General features: G+C 68.7%; 15 protein-coding genes. 9 read left to right on the top strand and 6 right to left on the bottom strand.

The window, feature by feature from the left end; genetic code table 11:
- Window positions 1-36 precede the first annotated feature (36 nt).
- From ACN8HC_RS13610 to ACN8HC_RS13590, 5 genes are all read left to right on the top strand, one after another.
- Window positions 37-1,410 (top strand): ABC transporter substrate-binding protein, encoded by a 1,374-nt coding sequence (locus ACN8HC_RS13610; protein ID WP_490075379.1) that lies wholly within the window; start codon window positions 37-39, stop codon window positions 1,408-1,410.
- Between the two features lie 3 nt (window positions 1,411-1,413).
- Entirely contained in the window at window positions 1,414-2,352 is a 939-nt protein-coding gene (locus ACN8HC_RS13605; protein WP_490075378.1) for a carbohydrate ABC transporter permease, read from the top strand.
- Window positions 2,353-3,216 carry a carbohydrate ABC transporter permease gene (locus ACN8HC_RS13600; protein ID WP_490075377.1) on the top strand — a complete coding sequence of 288 codons (864 nt, stop codon included), beginning with the start codon at window positions 2,353-2,355 and terminating at the stop codon, window positions 3,214-3,216.
- Window positions 3,217-3,221: 5 nt separating this feature from the next.
- A complete protein-coding gene (locus ACN8HC_RS13595; RefSeq protein ID WP_490075376.1) occupies window positions 3,222-4,709 on the top strand; it encodes a mannitol dehydrogenase family protein in 1,488 nt (495 codons plus the stop codon).
- A gap of 571 nt (window positions 4,710-5,280) precedes the next feature.
- The gene (locus tag ACN8HC_RS13590) at window positions 5,281-5,919 is read left to right on the top strand and encodes a hypothetical protein (RefSeq protein ID WP_490075375.1); all 639 of its coding nucleotides are present in this window, start codon (window positions 5,281-5,283) and stop codon (window positions 5,917-5,919) included.
- Between the two features lie 107 nt (window positions 5,920-6,026).
- Here ACN8HC_RS13590 and ACN8HC_RS13585 read toward each other — a convergent pair whose 3' ends face one another.
- The 3 genes from ACN8HC_RS13585 to efeU are packed head-to-tail and all read right to left on the bottom strand — an operon-like array spanning window position 6,027 to window position 10,125.
- Window positions 6,027-7,268 carry a Dyp-type peroxidase gene (locus tag ACN8HC_RS13585; protein WP_490075374.1) on the bottom strand — a complete coding sequence of 414 codons (1,242 nt, stop codon included), beginning with the start codon at window positions 7,266-7,268 and terminating at the stop codon, window positions 6,027-6,029.
- Window positions 7,265-8,512 carry an iron uptake system protein EfeO gene (efeO, locus tag ACN8HC_RS13580; RefSeq protein WP_490075373.1) on the bottom strand — a complete coding sequence of 416 codons (1,248 nt, stop codon included), beginning with the start codon at window positions 8,510-8,512 and terminating at the stop codon, window positions 7,265-7,267. Before efeO ends, ACN8HC_RS13585 begins: the two co-directional genes overlap by 4 nt.
- Window positions 8,513-8,556: 44 nt before the next feature.
- A complete protein-coding gene (gene efeU, locus ACN8HC_RS13575; RefSeq protein WP_490075372.1) occupies window positions 8,557-10,125 on the bottom strand; it encodes an iron uptake transporter permease EfeU in 1,569 nt (522 codons plus the stop codon).
- A 124-nt stretch (window positions 10,126-10,249) separates the two neighbouring features.
- Here efeU and ACN8HC_RS13570 point away from each other — a divergent pair, with 124 nt between their 5' ends.
- Window positions 10,250-11,671: a xylulokinase gene (locus tag ACN8HC_RS13570; RefSeq protein ID WP_490075371.1), complete on the top strand. Its 1,422-nt coding sequence runs from the start codon at window positions 10,250-10,252 to the stop codon at window positions 11,669-11,671.
- 93 nt (window positions 11,672-11,764) lie between these two features.
- Here ACN8HC_RS13570 and ACN8HC_RS13565 read toward each other — a convergent pair whose 3' ends face one another.
- Window positions 11,765-11,932, bottom strand: coding sequence for a hypothetical protein (locus ACN8HC_RS13565; protein ID WP_490075370.1), 168 nt, complete (start codon window positions 11,930-11,932; stop codon window positions 11,765-11,767).
- 263 nt (window positions 11,933-12,195) lie between these two features.
- Between ACN8HC_RS13565 and ACN8HC_RS13560 the strand changes: the two genes are divergently transcribed.
- Genes ACN8HC_RS13560 through ACN8HC_RS13550 form a run of 3 tightly spaced genes read left to right on the top strand, consistent with a single transcriptional unit; the run spans window position 12,196 to window position 15,673 of the window.
- On the top strand, window positions 12,196-13,389 hold the full coding sequence (locus tag ACN8HC_RS13560) for an MFS transporter (protein WP_490075369.1): 1,194 nt from the start codon (window positions 12,196-12,198) through the stop codon (window positions 13,387-13,389).
- Window positions 13,390-13,434: 45 nt separating this feature from the next.
- Window positions 13,435-14,415 (top strand): asparaginase, encoded by a 981-nt coding sequence (locus tag ACN8HC_RS13555; protein ID WP_490075368.1) that lies wholly within the window; start codon window positions 13,435-13,437, stop codon window positions 14,413-14,415.
- A gap of 10 nt (window positions 14,416-14,425) precedes the next feature.
- Window positions 14,426-15,673 (top strand): winged helix-turn-helix domain-containing protein, encoded by a 1,248-nt coding sequence (locus ACN8HC_RS13550; RefSeq protein ID WP_490075367.1) that lies wholly within the window; start codon window positions 14,426-14,428, stop codon window positions 15,671-15,673.
- Between the two features lie 123 nt (window positions 15,674-15,796).
- On the opposite strand, the gene ACN8HC_RS13545 is transcribed toward ACN8HC_RS13550, so the two are convergent.
- Together ACN8HC_RS13545 and ACN8HC_RS13540 are read right to left on the bottom strand one after the other, a co-directional pair.
- The gene (locus tag ACN8HC_RS13545) at window positions 15,797-16,474 is read right to left on the bottom strand and encodes a response regulator (RefSeq protein ID WP_490075366.1); all 678 of its coding nucleotides are present in this window, start codon (window positions 16,472-16,474) and stop codon (window positions 15,797-15,799) included.
- Window positions 16,467-18,089, bottom strand: a complete 1,623-nt coding sequence (locus ACN8HC_RS13540) for a sensor histidine kinase (protein ID WP_490075365.1) — start codon at window positions 18,087-18,089, stop codon at window positions 16,467-16,469. Before ACN8HC_RS13540 ends, ACN8HC_RS13545 begins: the two co-directional genes overlap by 8 nt.
- Window positions 18,090-18,197 lie beyond the last annotated feature (108 nt).

Here is an 18,197-nt window from a genome sequence, read left to right as displayed (position 1 = left end):
CATCTAATCGCTCAAATGAGCATCGGAGGAGGACGCATGACTGGTCGTAGGAGACGGATCGCCGTGCTCGCGGCAGCCGCGATCGCCATGACGACGGTTTCCGGTTGCGGCGCGGCCGCAGGCTGGGGCGGCGGAGGAGGCGGCGGCGGGAGTCACACCATCAACGTGCTGATGGTCAACAACCCGCAGATGATCGACCTGCAGAAGCTCACCGACAAGTACTTCACGAAGAAGACCGGCATCCAGGTCAACTACACCGTGCTGCCCGAGGACGACCTGCGCGACAAGGCGAGCCAGGAGTTCTCCTCGCAGGCCGGGCAGTACGACGTCGCGAGCCTGTCCAACTTCGAGATCCCGATCTACGCCAAGACCGGGTGGGTCGCGCCGCTCTCGTCATACATCGCCAAGGATCCCGGCTTCGACCAGCAGGACATCCTGAAGCCCATGCAGACCGCGCTGACGGTGAACGGCAAGGTGTATGCCGAGCCGTTCTACGGTGAGTCGTCGTTCCTGATGTACCGCAAGGACATCCTGGCGGCCAAGGGCATCACGATGCCCGCGCACCCGACCTGGCAGCAGGTCGCGGACATCGCCCAGAAGGTCAACGGTGCCAAACCCGGTATGGCGGGCATCTGTCTGCGCGGCCAGCCCGGCTGGGGCCAGGTGATGGCACCGCTCACCACCGTCGTCAACACCTTCGGCGGCACGTGGTTCACCAAGGACTGGCAGGCGCAGGTGGACGGCAAAGGCTTCACCGACGCGACGAACTTCTACGTCAATCTGGTCCGCAAGTACGGCGAAAAGGGCGCGGCACAAGCAGGATTCACCGAGTGCCTCAACGACCTCACGCAGGGCAGCGTGGCCATGTGGTACGACGCGACCTCGGCGGCCGGCTCGCTCGAGGCGACCGGCTCGCCGGTCAAGGGCAAGATCGGTTACGCGCCGGCACCCGTCGTGAAGACCAAGAACGCCGGCTGGCTCTACACCTGGGCCTGGGCGATCGAGCAGTCCAGCACCAAGAAGGACGCCGCCTGGAAGTTCATCTCCTGGGCGAGCAGCAAGGAGTACGAGCAACTGGTCGGCGAGAAGCTCGGCTGGACACAGGTCCCGTCCGGTTATCGCAAGTCGCTCTACTCCAACCCGAAGTACGTCGCGCAGGCCAAGGCATTCGCCGATCCCACCCTGCACGCGATCTCGTCGGTCGATCCGAACAACCCCGGAGTCCAGCCGCATCCGGTGGCCGGCATCCAGTTCGTCGACATTCCCGAGTTCACCAACCTCGGCACCGAGGTGAGCCAGGACATCAGTTCGGCGATCGCCGGCAAGAAGTCGGTCGCGAGCGCGCTGAGCCGCGGGCAGCAGCTGGCCGACGACGTGGCAAAGCAATACCGCAAGCGGGCAGGAGAGTGACCCATGACTGCTGAATCCACCATGACGGCGGAACCTGCTGTCGCCCAAGGCAAGTCGTCACTGGCGAAGGCCGGTGCGTGGGCCCGTCGGGCTCCGCTGCTGCCTGCGTTGATCTTCATGATCATCGTCACCCAGATCCCGTTCATCGCGACTCTGGTGATCTCGTTCATGAACTGGAACGCCTATTACCCGGGCGATCGGGGCTTTGCCGGCATCGACAACTTCGCCACGGTGCTGACCGACGTCAACGCACGTGAGGCGATCATCGTCACCATCCTGCTGACCGTCGGTGTCGTGCTGGTCAGCCTGGTGATCGGCCTGGGGATCGCGCTGTTGCTGGACCGCAAGTTCCTCGGCCGCAGCGTGGCCCGGACGCTCATGATCACGCCGTTCCTCATCGTGCCGGTCGCGGCGGCGCTGCTCTGGAAGCACGCGCTCTACAACGCGCAGTACGGCCTGCTGAACGGCGTGCTGCGGTGGGTCTTCGGCGACAGCGCGCCGCAGCCGGACTGGATCAGCGACCATCCACTGATCTCGATCATCGTCGCGCTGGTCTGGCAGTGGACGCCGTTCATGATGCTGATCCTGCTCGCCGGCCTGCAGAGCCGGCCGATGGACGTCGTCGAGGCGGCGAAGATCGACGGTGCGTCGAGCTGGCAGATCTTCACCAACATGACGTTGCCGCACCTTCGGCAGTACATCGAGTTGTCCGGGCTGCTCGGCGCGATCTACATCGTGCAGAACTTCGACGCCGTCTTCACGATCACCTCCGGTGGCCTGGGCACGGCCAACCTGCCGTACTACATCTACGAAACCTTCTATTCCGCACACGATTACGGCACCGCGTCGGCAGCCGGGGTCATCGTGGTGATCGGCACGATCATCATCGCGACCTTCGCGCTCCGCACCGTGCTCAGCCTCTTCCGGGAAGGAACCAGGTAAATGACCACCGTCAAAGCCGCCCAGGCCGGCCCGCAACTGCGCGTCGCCGGCAGCAACAAGCGGTCGGGAGTGTTACTGACCGGCGCCACCTGGATCATCTCGGTGCTGTTCGTCTTCCCGGTTGCCTGGATGATCTGGACGTCGTTCCACTCGGAGACCGACGCCGCGACCAACCCACCGAAAGTGCTGTCGGCGTTCAGTGTTCAGGGCTACCGTGCCTTCTTCGGCGGCAACCCGTGGCCGCCGATCCTCAACTCGCTGACCGCGAGCATCATCTCCACGGCACTCGTGCTGTGCCTGGCACTGCCGGCGGCATACGCACTGTCCATCCGGCCGGTGAGGAAGTGGAGCGACGTGCTGTTCTTCTTCCTGTCGACCAAGTTCATGCCTGTCGTGGCAGCCCTGTTGCCGGTCTACCTCTTCGCCGAGAAGATCCACTTCCTCGACAACATCTGGTTGCTCGTCATCCTCTACACATCGATGAACCTGCCGATCGCGGTGTGGATGCTGCGGTCCTTCCTGGCGGAGATCCCGTCGGAGATGCTCGAAGCAGCGCAGGTCGACGGCGCCGGGCTGATCCGCACGCTCCGCGAGATCATCGCGCCGGTGGTGATGCCGGGCATCGCGTCGGCGGCGCTGATCTGCTTCATCTTCAGCTGGAACGAACTGCTCTTCGCCCGGGTGCTGACCGGCACCCGCGCGGAGACGGCACCGGTCTTCCTCACCGGGTTCGTGACCAGCCAGGGCTTGTTCCTCGCGCAGGTGTGTGCCGCGTCGTTCGTCGTGTCGCTGCCGGTGCTGGCGGCCGGCTTCGCCGCCCAGGACAAGCTCGTCCAGGGTCTGTCGATGGGCGCGGTACGGTGACCTCGATGGCGACGAAACTCTCTGCAGGCACGGTGGATTCGCTCGACCCGCGAGTAGTGGTGCCGTCATACGACCGCTCGGCGATGACCAGCGGCATCGTGCACCTGGGTGTCGGCGGCTTTCACCGGGCGCACCAGGCGATGTATGTCGACGCGCTGATGTCCGGTGGTACTGCAATGGATTGGGCGTTCACCGGCGTCGGGGTGCTGCCCCGGGACAAACGGATCGTCGAGGTCCTCAACGCGCAGGACGGTCTCTACACGTTGGTCGTCAAGCATCCCGACGGGCGGCTCGAGCCGCGGGTCATCGGCTCGATCCAGCGACTGCTCCACGCGCCGAGTGACCCCGACGCGGTGCTCGCCGTGATGAGCGACCCCGCCACCCGGATCGTGTCGCTGACGATCACCGAGGGCAGCTACCTGATCGATCAGGTCACCGGCGAGTTCGATCCGCACCATCCGTCGATCCAGTCGGACCTCGCCGAAAATGCGGTCCCGTCAACGGCATTCGGCTTCATCGTCGAGGCGTTGCGACGTCGGCGCGCTGCGGGCGTCGCGCCGTTCACGGTGATGACCTGCGACAACCTGCCGGGCAACGGCGACGTCGCCCACCGCACGATCACCGCGTTCGCGCGGCTGAAGGACGAGGAGCTCGGCAGCTGGATCGACGCCAACGTCTCGTTCCCGAACTGCATGGTCGACCGCATCACGCCGGTGACGACGGAGGAGGACATCGCCCGGCTCGCCGACGAGTTCGGGATCGACGACGCCTGGCCGGTCGTCACGGAACCGTTCACCCAGTGGGTCCTGGAGGACCGATTCCCTACGGGGAGACCGCCGTTGGAGGATGCCGGCGTCCAGGTGGTGCCGGACGTGATGCCCTACGAGCTGATGAAGCTGCGGCTGCTCAACGCCAGTCATCAGGCGCTCTGCTATCTCGGGTACCTCGCGGGTTACCGCTATGCGCACGAGGTAGCGCAGGACGAGGAGTTCGCCCGATTCCTGTTCGGATACATGAAACACGAGGGCGAGCCGACGCTGCCGCCGGTGCCTGGTGTCGACCTCACGGCATACGAGCACGAGCTGATCGACCGCTTCGCCAACCCCGAGATCCGTGACACGCTCGCCCGCCTCTGTGCCGAGAGCAGCGACCGCATCCCGAAATGGCTGGTGCCGGTGATCCAGGCGGACCTGGCGGCGGGGCGTGCTGTGGACCGCGCGGCGCTGGTCGTCGCGTCCTGGGCGCGGTATGCCGAGGGCGTCGACGAGCAGGGCCACCCCATCGAGATCGTCGACCATCGCAAGGATCAGGTCGTGGCCGCGGCGGCGCGGCAGGCGGACGACCGGCTCGCGTTCCTGCGCGATCCGAGCCTGTTCGGCGATCTCGTGGAGCAGGAGGCATTCACCGGCCCCTACGTCGCGGCGCTGGACTTGCTGCACGCGAAGGGCGCCGCAGCCACCCTGCGCGACACGATCACCCGCCTCGGCGACTGACCGCCAACCCAATTGCCGAGAGGCTCACCAATGTCCGAGAGGCTCAGCAACACACGCTGAAATCGGCCCGTTTACTGAGCCCCTCGACCTGTTTCTGAGCCTCTCGGCAAGAGGGCTGTGGACAAGTTCTGCGGCCCATGCGCGACTGGTGCCACGGTCACTCGGCATGAGCATCTCATCGGACACGTCCGCCTTCGCATCGCCGCTGGCGAACCACATGCAGGCAAGAGCGGCGCACGTCGAGCAGTTGCACGCCACGGTGCAATCGACACCCCAGCACCGGCTGCGGGCGTTCGGTCTGCGAGTCGGCGAACTGGACAAGCTACGGCGAAACGCCTACGCATTCTGGGGAGGTGAGCTGGCTCCGGACGACGCACTCATCGTCATGGCCTGTGCAGTGAGCGATGCAGCGGACAGTCCCCCGGTCTTCTCACACGGCACGGCGAGGGCGATATGGGATCTGCCAGCGATCGGTGCGACTTCACGATGGGTGGAGCACCTCGTGCCCCCTGGGACGCGCGGCCGGACGCCGAACGTGCGGCGTCGACGAACCGACTTGTCGACGGAGGCGGTGGACATCGGCGGGTTTCTCGTGACTCCCTACGAGCAAACACTCGTCGATCATGCGCGGGACGCCCGGCTCGAGTCGGGTATCTCGGTGTGCGACAACGCGCTTCACCTCGAATTGACCACTCGCGACTTGCTGCTCACCGAACTCGAGCGGGTTCCCAGAGGCCGCCGCGGTCGCCGTATGGCGGAGCTCGCCATACATCTGGCCGACGGCAGAGCCGAGTCCCCGCTTGAATCATTGAGTCGGACCCGGATGTTCCAGCTGAGCTTGCCGATGCCAGAACTCCAACACTGGTTCTACGACGGCGAAGGACTCATCGGCCGTACCGACTGCTACTGGCCCCAGCTCGGACTCGTAGGGGAGAGCGACGGCGACTTGAAATACGCTGTGCCAGAAGATGACTCGGGCCGAGAAGCCGTGGATGCGCTGCTGCAAGAGAAGCGGCGCGAGCAACGATTGCGACGCCACCCGGACGTTCACGACGTCGGCCGGTGGGGCTGGGCTGACGCGCTGCCACCCGGAAAACTGCATCTCGTACTCGCGGCCCACGGCCTGCGTCCGGTCCTGGACGGTGGCTGGCCGGTGCCGGACGGGCCGCTCCCCAAGCGTGCCTTCCTCCCCATCGACAGGCTCAGATAAGTGTTGAGGGGCTCAGATCGGCACGGCTTTGCGAGGGGTTTTCTGAGCCTTTCGAGATTTGGTGAGCCTTTCGGGAGAGGGGGTCGGGGAATCGTCGTCCATGCGTGTCAGGTGAAGAGCTGCTCGCCGATGTAGTGGCCGGTCCTGGGTGCGGGCGGGACAGCGAAGATGCCGGAGCCGATGTGCTGGACGTATTCGTTCATTCGGTCCGACGCACCGAGCTTGGTCTGTAGCGCGATGAAGTGTGCCGGGTCGTTCTGGTAGCACACGAAGAGCAGCCCCGCGTCGAGCTGGCCGTCCTGGTTGATCCCGTCGGTGTAGTTGTAGCCACGGCGCAGGATCTGGATGCCGTTGTTGTTCTCGTGCGCCGCCAGCGCGACGTGTGAGGTCAGCGGGATCTGGGGTTTGCCGTCGGCACCGGTCGCGGCGAAGTTCGGGGTGGTCATCTCGTGGCCGCCGGAGAGCGGCGCACCCTCGAGCTTGGTGCGGCCGAAGATGTTCTCCTGGTCGCTGACCATGTCGGCATCCCAGATCTCCAGGTTCATCTGGATCTTGCGGACGACCTGATAGGTGCCGCCGGCCAGCCAGCCGTCGGCGACCCACACGTGCTTGTCGAACTCCGCCGGCGTGCGCAGGTTGCGGGTGCCGTCCTTGAAGCCGAACAGGTTGCGCGGTGTCTGCTGACCCTGACCCGCGGACGCTCGCCCGAAGCCCAGCACCGCCCACCGGGTGTGCGCGGTGTCGCGCACCATCCGGGCCAGATTGCGCACCGCGTGGTAGGCGACCTGGGGGTCGTCCGAGCACACCTGGAGGCTGAGATCACCGCCGGTGGTCTCCGGGGCCAGCCGGTCGCTCGGCAGGTCCGGAAGCTCGCGCAGCAGCGCCGGTCGTTTGGCGGCCAGGCCGAACCGGCGGTCGAAGATGCCGGGGCCGAGGCCCACGGTCACGGTGAGGCTGGCCGGGTCCAGCCCGGTCGCCTCGCCGCTGTCGCCGCCGACCGCGTCGACGCGGGTGGGCTGCACCTGGCCGACCGGCCGCCCCTTCATCAGCTGCGCGATGGCGGCGGTCCACCGGGCGAGCAACGCCTGCAGGTCCGTCGCCATGGTGCCGTCGACGAGATCGAACGTCATGTAGATGGCGTAGCGCTGCGGAGGGGTGGCGATGCCGGACGGGTGCGCCTCGTCGTAGAACGGGTGCGACGTCGTGAGGTCGATCTGGTCGCGGTCGGCGGCCGCGGCCTGCTCGGGCCACAGGCCCCACGCGGCTCCTCCGGCGGCGAGGGCGCCCAGCGCCATACCTCCGGCGGTGCCCTGGACCAGCCGCCGGCGGGAGACTCCGTCGCGGCTCATTGGGCGGTGGCCACCTTTTCACCGACCTTGGACAGCGGGTCCTGCAAGCCCTGCACCGTCTGACTGAGCGTCGACGCGTCCTTGGCGCGCAGCGCCGGTGTCCAGTAGACGAAGCCGCCCGCGATCTTGGCGTCCCGGTATTTGTTGAGCTTGCCCTCGACGGCCGTGAACTGCTTGGCGATCGTCGTCGTCAGCGTCGGGTCGATCTTCTCCAGGCCCGGCTTCAGGAAGGCGAAGGCCTGCTGCGCACCCTCGACGTTGGCGTTGAAGTCCACCAGGTCCAGGTGGCTGTACTTCTCCTCGGTGCCCTTGATCTTCTCGGTCTGCACCTCCTCCAGCAGCGCCGCGGCGCCGTTGGCCAGGTCTTCCGGCCGGTAGGTCAGTCCCTTGGTGAGCCCGACCAGCTTGCCGATGTTGGTCTTGAGTTCGGCGGCCAGTTTCTTGGTGTGCGGGGTGATCTTGCCGCCCTGCCAGAGGTCCTTCTCGATCGCGTGGAACCCGTGCCAGCCCGCCTTGGGATCGAGGTTCGACTGCCGCATGTCGATCAGGTAGTCGAGGTTGCCGGCATTGTCGGTCGGTGTGAACCGGGGCAGCACGAATCCGTCGACGTCGGACTCGATCTTCTCGTAGAACGGCCGGGCCAGCGCGTACTGCTTCGTGGCGGCAGCCAGGTCTCCCCGGTCGATGGCGGCCACGAGCTTGCCGACGGCCGTCTGCATCGACTGCACATTGGTCGTGACGTATGACGCGTAGCCCTTCACGCCGTGCTGGAGCAGTGCGCTTGCGGTGCCACCGGTGGAGGTGGGTGCCGAGCCGGTGACCGTGAAGTTCTGCAGTTCCTGCTGCGCGCCCGGGCAGTAGATCTGATAGGTGCCACCGCTCAGCGTCACGGTGAACTTGACCGGGGCCAGCCCCGGCGCGAGATTCTCCTTCTCGCCGAGGATCCGCTGGTCGCTCTGCAACTCCACCTCGGTGATGGCCGTGGAGTTCTTGTTGGTGATGTTGAAGGTGATCGGCCCGGCGGCAGCCGACTTCTTGTCCACCCGGCACCCGTCGCTGTCGCCGCCGGTCAGGGTGATGTTCACCTGCGTGACACCGTTGCCTGCCGGCTTCGTCGTGCTGCTGGCGGGAGAGCCGCCCTTCGGCGAACTGCCGGCCGACGCCGAACCGCAGGCGGTCAGAGCCACCGCCATACCGGCAGTGAGGGTGGTCGCCGCGATGCGGCGGGTTGTCTGACGGGACATGCGTGCTCCTTGGCGTGCGTGCGATCGGTGAAGGGGATGTGAGGTCAGGCGGCCGCACCGGCCGGCACCTTCGCGGGGTCGGCGGTTGACGGGGCCGGGCGGCGCGCGGCCGACCACACGGCGCCGAGCAGCCCGGCGGCGGCCACGAGGAGGCCGACCGGCACGGCGTGGCGCCAGAAGTTGCGCTCGGCCGCGCTGCTGGCGCGGCTGAGACTCGCGTGGCCGACCCGGTCGACGTATGACGAGCCGACCGACCAGCTGGAGGGAGTGGCTGCGCGGGCCGGTGCGACCGACATCGTCCGTGCGGAGCTCAGTCCGCCGCCCGTCAGCGTGACGACCTGCGTGCGCCGGCTGGTGGCGTCGAGCAGGCGACCGTCGTACGCCCACGCGGTGACTGTCGCGGTGCGGGACCAGTGTGCGTCGAACGGGCCAGGGTTGCGGACCGGGTCGAAGCCGACCGGCAGCTTGTTGCCCGTCATGGCGATCAGCTGGTCGAGAGTGACGGTGGCCGGCGCGGCGCCGGTGATGTCCGGGTGGCCGACGTAGCGCGTGGCGGCGAGTCCACCGTGGCTCTCGGGTCTCGGATCCGACAAGCGGACGCGAGTGGTCCGGCCGTCGAGGGTCACCGCCAAGGCCGGTGTCGAGCCGGAGGTGAGCCGGGCCTGGCCGACTCGCCGGCCGTCGGCTCCGACCAGCGGCGCACTGTCGGGTGTGGTCAAGGATGCGGCCGGCACGGAGAAGAACAGGACCGCCGCGCCGGCGACGCAGCCACCGGCCAGCAGTTGCTTGAGGCGGCGGCTCGCCACGGCGCCGGGACGGTGCCGCTGCGGCCAGAAGAGGATGAGCGTCATCGGCACCAGGTAGCAGATCCAGCCGAGCACTTCGACCAGGCGGGGGTCCGGCGGGATGCCGAGCACGCCGGTGAAGAGCGCTCCGCGGATGGACCCGTTCGGCGCGAGCCAGTGCAGGTCGAGAGTGCGCTGCTGTCCGGCGTTGAGCCAGTGCGCCTCGTGCGCCGTCCGCAGCGCGCTCAGCACCAGTCCGGCGGCGACCAGCACGAGGAACGCACTGGTGATCTTGAAGAATCGGCCGAGGTTCAGTCGCACGCCGCCCCGGAAGATGCCGAGCCCGACCAGGACGGACGTCAGGACTCCGAGCACCGCGCCGCCGGCCGCGGCCGCGGTGTTGTCCGCGGCGTGGAACGTCGCGAGCAGGAAGACGGCGGTCTCGAAGCCCTCCTTCAGCACAGCCAGGAAGGCCATGGCGGCCAGAGCCCGCGACGTGCCGTCGCCGAGCGCGTCCTGGGCGGCGGACTCCAGCTCGCGCTTCAGGTGACGGGCGTGTGTCGCCATCCAGATGATCATTCCGGTGACGAAGATGATCGCGACGGCGCCGATCACCGTCTCCATGCCCTCCTGTGCCTGCTGCGGCAACGCGGTCTCGACCAGCCGCAGCACGACCCCCACCGCGACGCTGATGACGACAGCGAAAGTCACGCCGATCCACATCGGAGTGAGCCGGCGGCCATGCGTGCGCAGGAAGGTGGCGATGATGCCGACGATCAGTGCGGCTTCCAAACCTTCGCGCAGGCCGATCACGAACGTCGCGAGCACGATGACCTCTCGTCGAATTAATTAGGCAAGGCTTATCTAACATGGACGAGCATAGCCGGTGCTCGGGGACCGGCAGACCGGGGCACCCGATAGCCTCCGATCATGCTGATCCGGGATGCCGAGCATGAGTGAGCCATTGGTCGCCGGGGTCGACAGCTCGACCCAGTCCTGCAAGATCGTCGTCTGCGAGGCGGCGACCGGCCGGGTCGTGCGGCAGGCGCGAGCCGCACATCCTGACGGAACACAGGTCAGCGCCGCGGCCTGGTGGGCGGCGTTCGACTCGGCGCGAGCCGGCGGCCTGCTCGACGGGGTACGGGCGATCGCGATCGGTGGGCAACAGCACGGCATGGTCACCCTGGACGCCGACGGCGAGCTGGTGCGCGATGCCATGCTGTGGAACGACACCAGCTCGGCACCGCAGGCGGCCCGGATGATCGACGAGTTCGGCGGCCCGGCCGCCTGGGTCGACGCCGTGGACCTGGTGCCGGTGGCGAGTTTCACCGGCACCAAATTGCGTTGGCTGGTCGACAACGAACCGGACAATGCCGCCCGCACCGCGACGGTCGTGCTGCCGCACGACTGGCTGACCGGTCGGATCCTCGCCGACGGCAACGGTTTCGAGGGCTGGACCACCGACCGCGGCGACGCGTCGGGTACGGCGTACTGGTCACCCGTGACCGGCACCTATCGACTCGACCTGTTGCGGCTGGCGTTCGGCCGGGAGCTCGGGCTCCCGCGAGTGCTCGGGCCGTCGGAGGCTGCGGGTCGGACGACCGACGGGATGCTGGTCGCGGCCGGGACGGGCGACAACGCCGCGGCGGCTCTGGGACTCGCGATCGAGCCCGGTGACGTGGTCGTCTCGCTCGGCACCAGCGGCGCGGTGTTCACCGTGCACGACCGACCGGTCGGGGACCTCAGCGGCGCAGTGGCCGGCTTCGCCGACGCGACCGGACGCCACCTGCCGTTGCTCGCGACGCTCAATGCGGCGCGGGTGCTCGTGGCCGCCGCTGGGACTCTGAACGTGGATCTTGCTGGTCTGGACGCCCTCGCGGCGCAGGCCCCGATCGGTGCGGACGGCCTGACCCTGTTGCCGTTCCTGGACGGCGAGCGGACACCCAATCTACCGACGGCACGCGGAACGCTGGCCGGCATCACCCGCTCCAACTCGACGCCGGCGCATCTGGCGAGGGCGTATGTCGAGGGCATGCTCTGCAACCTCAGGGGATGTCTTGATGCGTTGGCTGACAACGGAATTCACGCCCGGCGCGTGCTGCTGATCGGTGGCGCCGCCGCTGCTGCGACGGTGCGCTCGGCGGCCGCGGACATTTTCGGAGTGCCGGTGCTGGCGCCGGAGCCGGCGGAGTACGTCGCGCTGGGCGCCGCGCGTCAGGCGGCGTGGGCGCTGTCCGGTGCGGACGCGCCCCCGGACTGGGCGGTGCCGGTCGCCGCCACGGTCGAGCCCTCCGATCCGGACGCCGGTGAGAGCACGGCACGGCGTTATCGCGAGGTGCTGGCCGCCGCCCATCCGGGAGCCGCCATCGGCTGAGCCGGATGTCCCCGGGATGCCGAGAGCCGGCCGAATCGGTACCCCACCAAGGGGATTCGAAACGACCGGCTCGAAGGAGAAGGACGACGCGGGTCAGGAGTCTCCGCGCTCGTAGGCGAGTTGCTCGGCATACGGGCGCATCCGCGGGAGTTCGCGCGGCGTCGACGTCGACCCGTGCGTGCGGGTCATCCTGCCGCGGTGTACGTGGTCGAGCAGTTTCGACGTCGTACGACGCACGACCGGCGAGGTGTGTGGTGGCATCCCGAAAGTCCTTTCAATGGCTGGCTCCTCGGACAACAGGATTAACGGAGGATCTCTCCGGATAATTCCCGCGTGCGGAAACTTTCTTTTCGAAAGTTCTCACCGCGGTGGGTGGTGCCTCTCGATGTGCTGGGACGCACAGCGGGCAACCGGCGCGGCGGGCATAAATCGCTGGCCGCGGGAATTTCGATATGGAAGTATTGGAACCGGCCCTTCTCGGGCCGCTTCCGCGTTCCCGACACCACCGAAGGAGTGACACCCGCATGTCCTTGCGTCCCTACCAGCACGTTTTGAACATCACCGACGCCCGCCGGGTGCTGCTCCTCGGTTTCCTCTTGCGGATCCCGATCTTCTCCGCCGGGGTCGTGCTCACGCTGCACGTCGTGCAGTCACTCGGCCGCTCGTACTCCGAGGCGGGCCTCGTGGCAGCGGGTTCGACGATCGCCATCGCGGTGTCCGGGCCGTGGCGAGGCAAGCTGCTGGACCGCATGGGCTTGCGCCGTGTGGTGCTCCCGTCGCTCGTGGTGAGCGCCGCCTGCTGGGCGGTCGCGCCGTTCGTCGGCTACTGGCTGCTGCTCGTACTCGCGACTGTGGCAGGCCTTTTCGTCGTGCCGACCTTCTCGATCATCCGGCAGGGCGTCATCGCCGCGGTGCCCGACAAGGACCGGCGCACCGGGTTGTCGCTCGACGGTATGAGTGTCGAGCTGTCCTTCATGGTCGGTCCCGTCGTCGCGGTCTGGCTGGCGACCGTCTTCGACACCCGGTTCGTGCTCTTCGGCCTCGAGATGCTCGGAGTGCTCGTCGGTGTCGTGCTGTATGTCGTGAACCCGCCGCTGCGCGCTGCGGAGCCGGAAACCGACGCGGCCGGTCAGGTCGTGCCGCGGCGTGCCTGGTTCCGGGCCGGCTTCCTCGCCGTCTGCGCGGCCGCCGCTGCATCGACCATCGTGCTCGGCGGCAGCGACGTCGCGATCGTCGCTGCGATGCGCGACTTCGACGCCGTCGGCTCGATGGGCATCGTGCTGGTCCCCTGGGGAGCCGGCTCGTTGCTCGGCGGCCTGGTCTACGGGGCGCTCTCCCGACCGGTGCAGCCGTTCCTGCTGCTGCTCGGTCTGGCGGTCGTGACCGCGCCCATGGCGTTCGCGGGCGGCACCTGGTCGCTGGCCGGGCTCGCGCTGATCTCCGGACTGTTCTGTGCGCCGACGATCACGGCGACCGTCGATGCGGTCAGCCGCGTCGTCCCGTCGGTGGCTCGGGGCGAGGCGCTGGGCTGGCACGGCTCGTTCATGACGGCCGGCTCGGCGCTCGGAGCGCCGATCGCCGGTGCCGCCATTGACCTCTGGGGCTTCGGCGGTGGCTTCCTGCTGGTGTCCGCGCTCGGTGCCGCGGTGGCACTCGCGGGTTACGCCGGCCTGCATCTGCACCGGGTCCGCGTCGCGCAGCACGCGCTCGCGGCCTGAAACCCACTCCACGAACAGGTTTCGGCAACTCGTACGCTCGTTCTCGTGACCCGGATCGCAGTCTTCTTCCTCGGCGGCACGATCAGTATGACCGGAACCGACGGCGGCGGTGCCGTGGTCCGGCTCACCGGGGGTGACCTGCTGCACGCGGCGGCGGTCACCGAGCTGGGCATCCAGATCGACGCCGTCGACTTCCGGGCGATCGGCAGCTCACGCATCACGATGGCGGACGTGGCCGAACTCCTGGTCGCGGCCGGCGACGCCGTCGCCGCCGGTGCCGAGGGTGTCGTGGTGGTCCAGGGCACCGACACGATGGAGGAAACCGCGTTCCTGATGGACCTGTGGTGGGGCCATGACGGACCGATCGTGTTCACCGGTGCCATGCGCAACCCCGGGCTGCCGGGCCCGGACGGTCCGGCGAATCTCGTGGCAGCCCTGCGCGTCGCCGCCGATCGGAACTGCTCCGGGCTCGGCGCCCTCGTCGTGATGAACGACGAGGTGCACGCTGCCCGGTTCGTCGCCAAGCGGCACACCAGCAGCGTCGGCGCGTTCGGTTCGCCCAACGCCGGACCGCTCGGCCGGGTGGACGAAGGCAGCGTCCGCATCCTCACCCGGGTGGCCCGCCATACTCCCGTCCCGGCGCCGGTTCGGGGTGCCCGGGTGCCGCTGCTGGTGACGGTGCTGGACGACGACGGCCGGCTCTTCGACGCAGTCGAGGACGCCGACGGTGTCGTGGTGGCGGCGTTCGGCGTCGGTCACCTTCGGCCGGAGATTGCCGACCGCGCAGCGGCGCTCGCGGCGACGCGTCCCGTCGTGCTCGCCTCGCGCACCGGCGCCGGCCGCGTCCACGTCGCGACCTACGGCGGAGCCGGCAACGAGATCGACCTGACCGACCGCGGGCTGATCCCCGCCGGGCCGCTCGACCCCTACAAGGCGCGGCTGCTGCTGATGGCGCTGCTGGCGTCCGGCCTGTCCGGAACGGAGGCGGCGACCGCCTTCGGGCGGTATGTCGGTGCTCGCCCGTAAAGTGCGTCCGGTGAGCTCACTACCCCCATCCGGGACGTTGTCCGCGGCACAGGCGCGCCGGATCACCCTGGTGTCGCAAGGGTTTCGGGACACGCGTCACCAACAGTCCACCATGCGCACGCTCACGCGCGCGGTGGAGCGCACCGGCCTGCTCCAGATCGACTCCGTCAACGTGCTGCAGCGAGCGCACTTCATGCCGCTCTTCTCCCGGACCGGCGGCTACGACGTCGCGCTGCTCGACCGTGCCGCCGGCCGGGCCCCGCGGCGGCTGGTCGAATACTGGGCGCACTGCGCGGCATACATGCCGGTGGAGCTGTGGCCGGTGATGACCCACCGCATGCGTGACTACCGCGCCCGGGGGCATGCCTGGTTCGGCGTGCCGGCGGACCCGACGCTGCCGAAGGCACTGCTGCGCGAGATCGAGCAGGGTGGCCCGGCGACCGCGCGCGACCTGGACGACGGCCTGCCACGCACCCGGGACAACTGGGGCTGGAACTGGTCCAACACCAAGAAGGCGCTCGAGTTCCTGTTCTTCGCCGGCGAACTCAGTGTCGCGCGTCGCAACACCGCCTTCGAGCGGGTCTACGACCTGCCCGAGCGCGTGATCCCCCCTCACGTCCTCGCCCAGCCGGAGCCCACTCTGCTGGACGCCACCCGTGAGCTGCTCCGCCGCGCCGCCCGATCCTACGGAGTGGCAACCGAATTCGATCTGCGCGACTACTTCCGGCTGCAGACACCGGGCAACGTGCATCGCGAGCAGGTCGGCCCCGCGTTGCGATCGCTCGTGGAGGACGGCGAGCTGCTGCCGGTGACCGTCGAGGGCTGGCGGAAGCCGGCATACCTGCACCGCGACGTGACGGTGCCCCGTGCGGTGAGTGCGCGTGCGCTGCTCAGTCCGTTCGACCCGCTGGTGTGGTTCCGGGAGCGCACCGAAGCGCTCTTCGACTTCTTCTACCGCATCGAGATCTACGTGCCGGAGGCGAAACGGGTGCACGGTTACTACGTGTTGCCGTTCCTGCTCGGCGACCGCATCGTCGCCCGCGTCGACCTGAAGGCCGACCGCCCCGGCCGGGTGCTGCAGGTGCTCGGGGCCTATGCCGAGCCGAGCGCGCCGGAGCACACTGCAGCCGAGCTGGTCGAGTCGTTGCGGGAGCTGGCCGGCTGGCTCGATCTGGATGATCTGCAGGTCTTCGCCCGTGGCGACCTGGCGCCGGCCCTCGCCGCCGAGGAGGGCCGGCGCGCGGTGCTGCAGCCGTGAGGTGTCAGCCGACGCCGATCGCGAGCACGAGCAGACCCGGGGTCTGGTTCCCGGGCTGATCGGCACGTCCTGGCCGGAAAGCGCCTTCCACCGGAACGGAAACGCACACATTCGACCAGCGGCTCACACCCAGTGGTACTCCACCTCCGGGCGGCCGGCCCCGGCATACCGCGAACGTCGCGCGGCGAGGCCCGCCTCGCACAGATACTCCGCGTAGCGGCGGACCGTCACGCGGCTCACCGGTAGTCGTTCGGCCAGGTCCCGGGCGGACAGGGCACCGTCGTGCTCGCGCAGCACGGTGCTGACCCGCACGAGCATCTCCTCCGACAGGCCCTTGGGCAGCGGCACCGGGCCGGTCGGCCGCAGGACACCGAGCATCTCGTCCACCTCCGACTGACTGGCCACGGCCGATCCGCGAGCCGCCCGTTCGACATACGCGCGGTAGGCCTCGAGGCGGTCGCGCAGCGTCGCGAAGGTGAACGGCTTGAGGACGTACTGCACCACGCCCAGGGAGACGGCCGACCGCACGATGTCCAGCTCGCGGGCCGAGGTCACGGCGATGACGTCCGCCCGGTGCCGAGCCGAGCGCAGCGCTCGCAGGATCTCCAGCCCGTGCCGGTCGGGCAGGTTCATGTCGAGCAGCACCACGTCGACCGGCGTGTCCTGCAGCACCTGGATCGCGTCGTGGCAGCTGCCGACGGTCGCGACCACGCGGAAGCCGTCGACCCGACCGACATACGCGGTGTGCGCCTCGGCGGCGATCGGCTCGTCCTCCACGACGAGCACCTGCAGCTCAGGCATCGGAGCCTCCTTCCGGCGCGGGCAGTCGTATGACGAAACGCGTGGGCGGCCCGAGTACGTCGATCGTTCCGTGCAACCGGTCCACGGCCTGCGCGACCAGCGCCAGACCGACCCCGCGCCGGCCCGCCTGACCGGACTCCTTGGTCGAGTAACCGCGCCGGAACGCCTCCTCCGCGTCACCGCTCAGTCCGGGGCCGTTGTCGGTCACGCTCAACGTCGCCCAGCCGTCGGCGACCTCGGCGGCGAAGCGGACGACCCGCTCGCCCGGGAGCTCGGCGACGGCGTCGAAGGCGTTGTCCACCAGGTTTCCGACGATCGTCACGAGGTCCCCGGTGGGTGCCGCGTTCTCCGGCCAGCAGGTGTGCCGATCGATCTGCAGGGTGATGCCGCGCTCCCGCGCCTGCGCGGCCTTGCCGAGGAGCAGGGCGGTGAGGGCGGGTTCGCCGTCCACCGCATCCACGACACGGTCGGCGAGTCCCTGAGCCTGGTCGAGTTCTTCGGTCGCGAAGGTGAGCGCCCGGTCGGTGTGACCGAGCTCGATGAGCGAGACGATCGTGTGCAGCCGGTTGGACGCCTCGTGGGTCTGGGACCGGAGCGCCTCGGTCAGACTGCGCGCGGAGTCCAGCTCGCCTGTCAGCGCCACGAGTTCGGTCCTGTCGCGCATGGTGACGACATACCCGAGCGGCTTCTCGGCGGGCGCCACGACGGCCTTGCTGACGACCAGCGTGCGTCCGCCGGCGATCTGCAGCTCGTCGTGACGGGGCGCGTCGTCGGTGAGCGTCGCGACCATCGGCTCCGGCAGACCGAGCCGATCGGGTGCCCGCTCGGTGAAGTGCTCGGGCAGCCGGAGCAGCCGCACCGCTTCGTCGTTCGCGATCCGGATCCGGCCGGTCAGGTCGGTGAGCAGCAACCCGTCGGTCACCGCGTGCAGCACCGCGTCGTAGTAGTCGTACATCTGCTGCAGCTCCTGAGCTCGCAGCCCGTGGGTCTGCCGCCGCACCCGGCGGGTGACCAGCGCGGTGCCGAAACCCACCAGCAGTGCTGCCGCAAGCCCCGCGCCCAGCACACCCGGCAGCTGCTCGCTCACCCGGTGGCTGACCGCCTCCTTGCGGATCCCGACCGAGACCAGACCGATGACCGTGCCGTGGTCGGTGACCGGCACGACGCAGCGGCGGGACGGGCCGAGCGTGCCGGTGTAGTCCTCGACCACCTCACCGCCGGCGACGGCGGGTGCGATGTGCCCGACGAAACGGTGCCCGATCTGGGCGGGATTCGGGTGGCTGTAGCGGATGCCGGCCGGACTCATGATCACCACGAAGTCGGTGCCGGTCCGCTTCCGGATGCGCTCGGCGAGTGGTTGCAGGGTCGCCGACGGGTCGGCGCTGTGCAACGCCGCGACGACCTCGGGGGTGGCGGCGACCGAGCGGGCCACCGCCAGCACCTGCGCGGTCGCGCGGTTGGTGCTGTAGCGGCTGGCCTGCAGGAACGCGCCGCCGACGCCGGCAGCGATCACCAGCAGCGCGACGACGACCTGGAGCGCGAAAGTCTGGGTGGCGACCGACCAGCGGCGCGGTGATCGCAGCACGCCGCCTCGCCACGTCCTGGCTCCCGTCATCAGCTGCCTCCGGTGAACTCAATGAACACAAGCGTGACCGCCGTCACGTCAGCGGCCATTGTCGTGGACGTTCCCCTCACCCGGACCGGGGACATGAGTCATGGGAGA

This window comes from Flexivirga sp. YIM B11880 (assembly GCF_058148645.1).
This window is presented reverse-complemented; position numbering and strand designations above follow the sequence as displayed.

Coding starts and splice junctions, on each gene's coding strand:
- efeO (WP_490075373.1), bottom strand. CDS start 8,512: ATGTCCCGTCAGACAACCCGCCGCATCGCGGCGACCACCCTCACTGCC.
- ACN8HC_RS13585 (WP_490075374.1), bottom strand. CDS start 7,268: ATGAGCCGCGACGGAGTCTCCCGCCGGCGGCTGGTCCAGGGCACCGCC.
- ACN8HC_RS13600 (WP_490075377.1), top strand. CDS start 2,353: ATGACCACCGTCAAAGCCGCCCAGGCCGGCCCGCAACTGCGCGTCGCC.
- ACN8HC_RS13565 (WP_490075370.1), bottom strand. CDS start 11,932: ATGCCACCACACACCTCGCCGGTCGTGCGTCGTACGACGTCGAAACTG.
- ACN8HC_RS13605 (WP_490075378.1), top strand. CDS start 1,414: ATGACTGCTGAATCCACCATGACGGCGGAACCTGCTGTCGCCCAAGGC.
- ACN8HC_RS13570 (WP_490075371.1), top strand. CDS start 10,250: ATGAGTGAGCCATTGGTCGCCGGGGTCGACAGCTCGACCCAGTCCTGC.
- ACN8HC_RS13540 (WP_490075365.1), bottom strand. CDS start 18,089: ATGACGGGAGCCAGGACGTGGCGAGGCGGCGTGCTGCGATCACCGCGC.
- ACN8HC_RS13560 (WP_490075369.1), top strand. CDS start 12,196: ATGTCCTTGCGTCCCTACCAGCACGTTTTGAACATCACCGACGCCCGC.
- ACN8HC_RS13610 (WP_490075379.1), top strand. CDS start 37: ATGACTGGTCGTAGGAGACGGATCGCCGTGCTCGCGGCAGCCGCGATC.
- ACN8HC_RS13595 (WP_490075376.1), top strand. CDS start 3,222: ATGGCGACGAAACTCTCTGCAGGCACGGTGGATTCGCTCGACCCGCGA.
- ACN8HC_RS13545 (WP_490075366.1), bottom strand. CDS start 16,474: ATGCCTGAGCTGCAGGTGCTCGTCGTGGAGGACGAGCCGATCGCCGCC.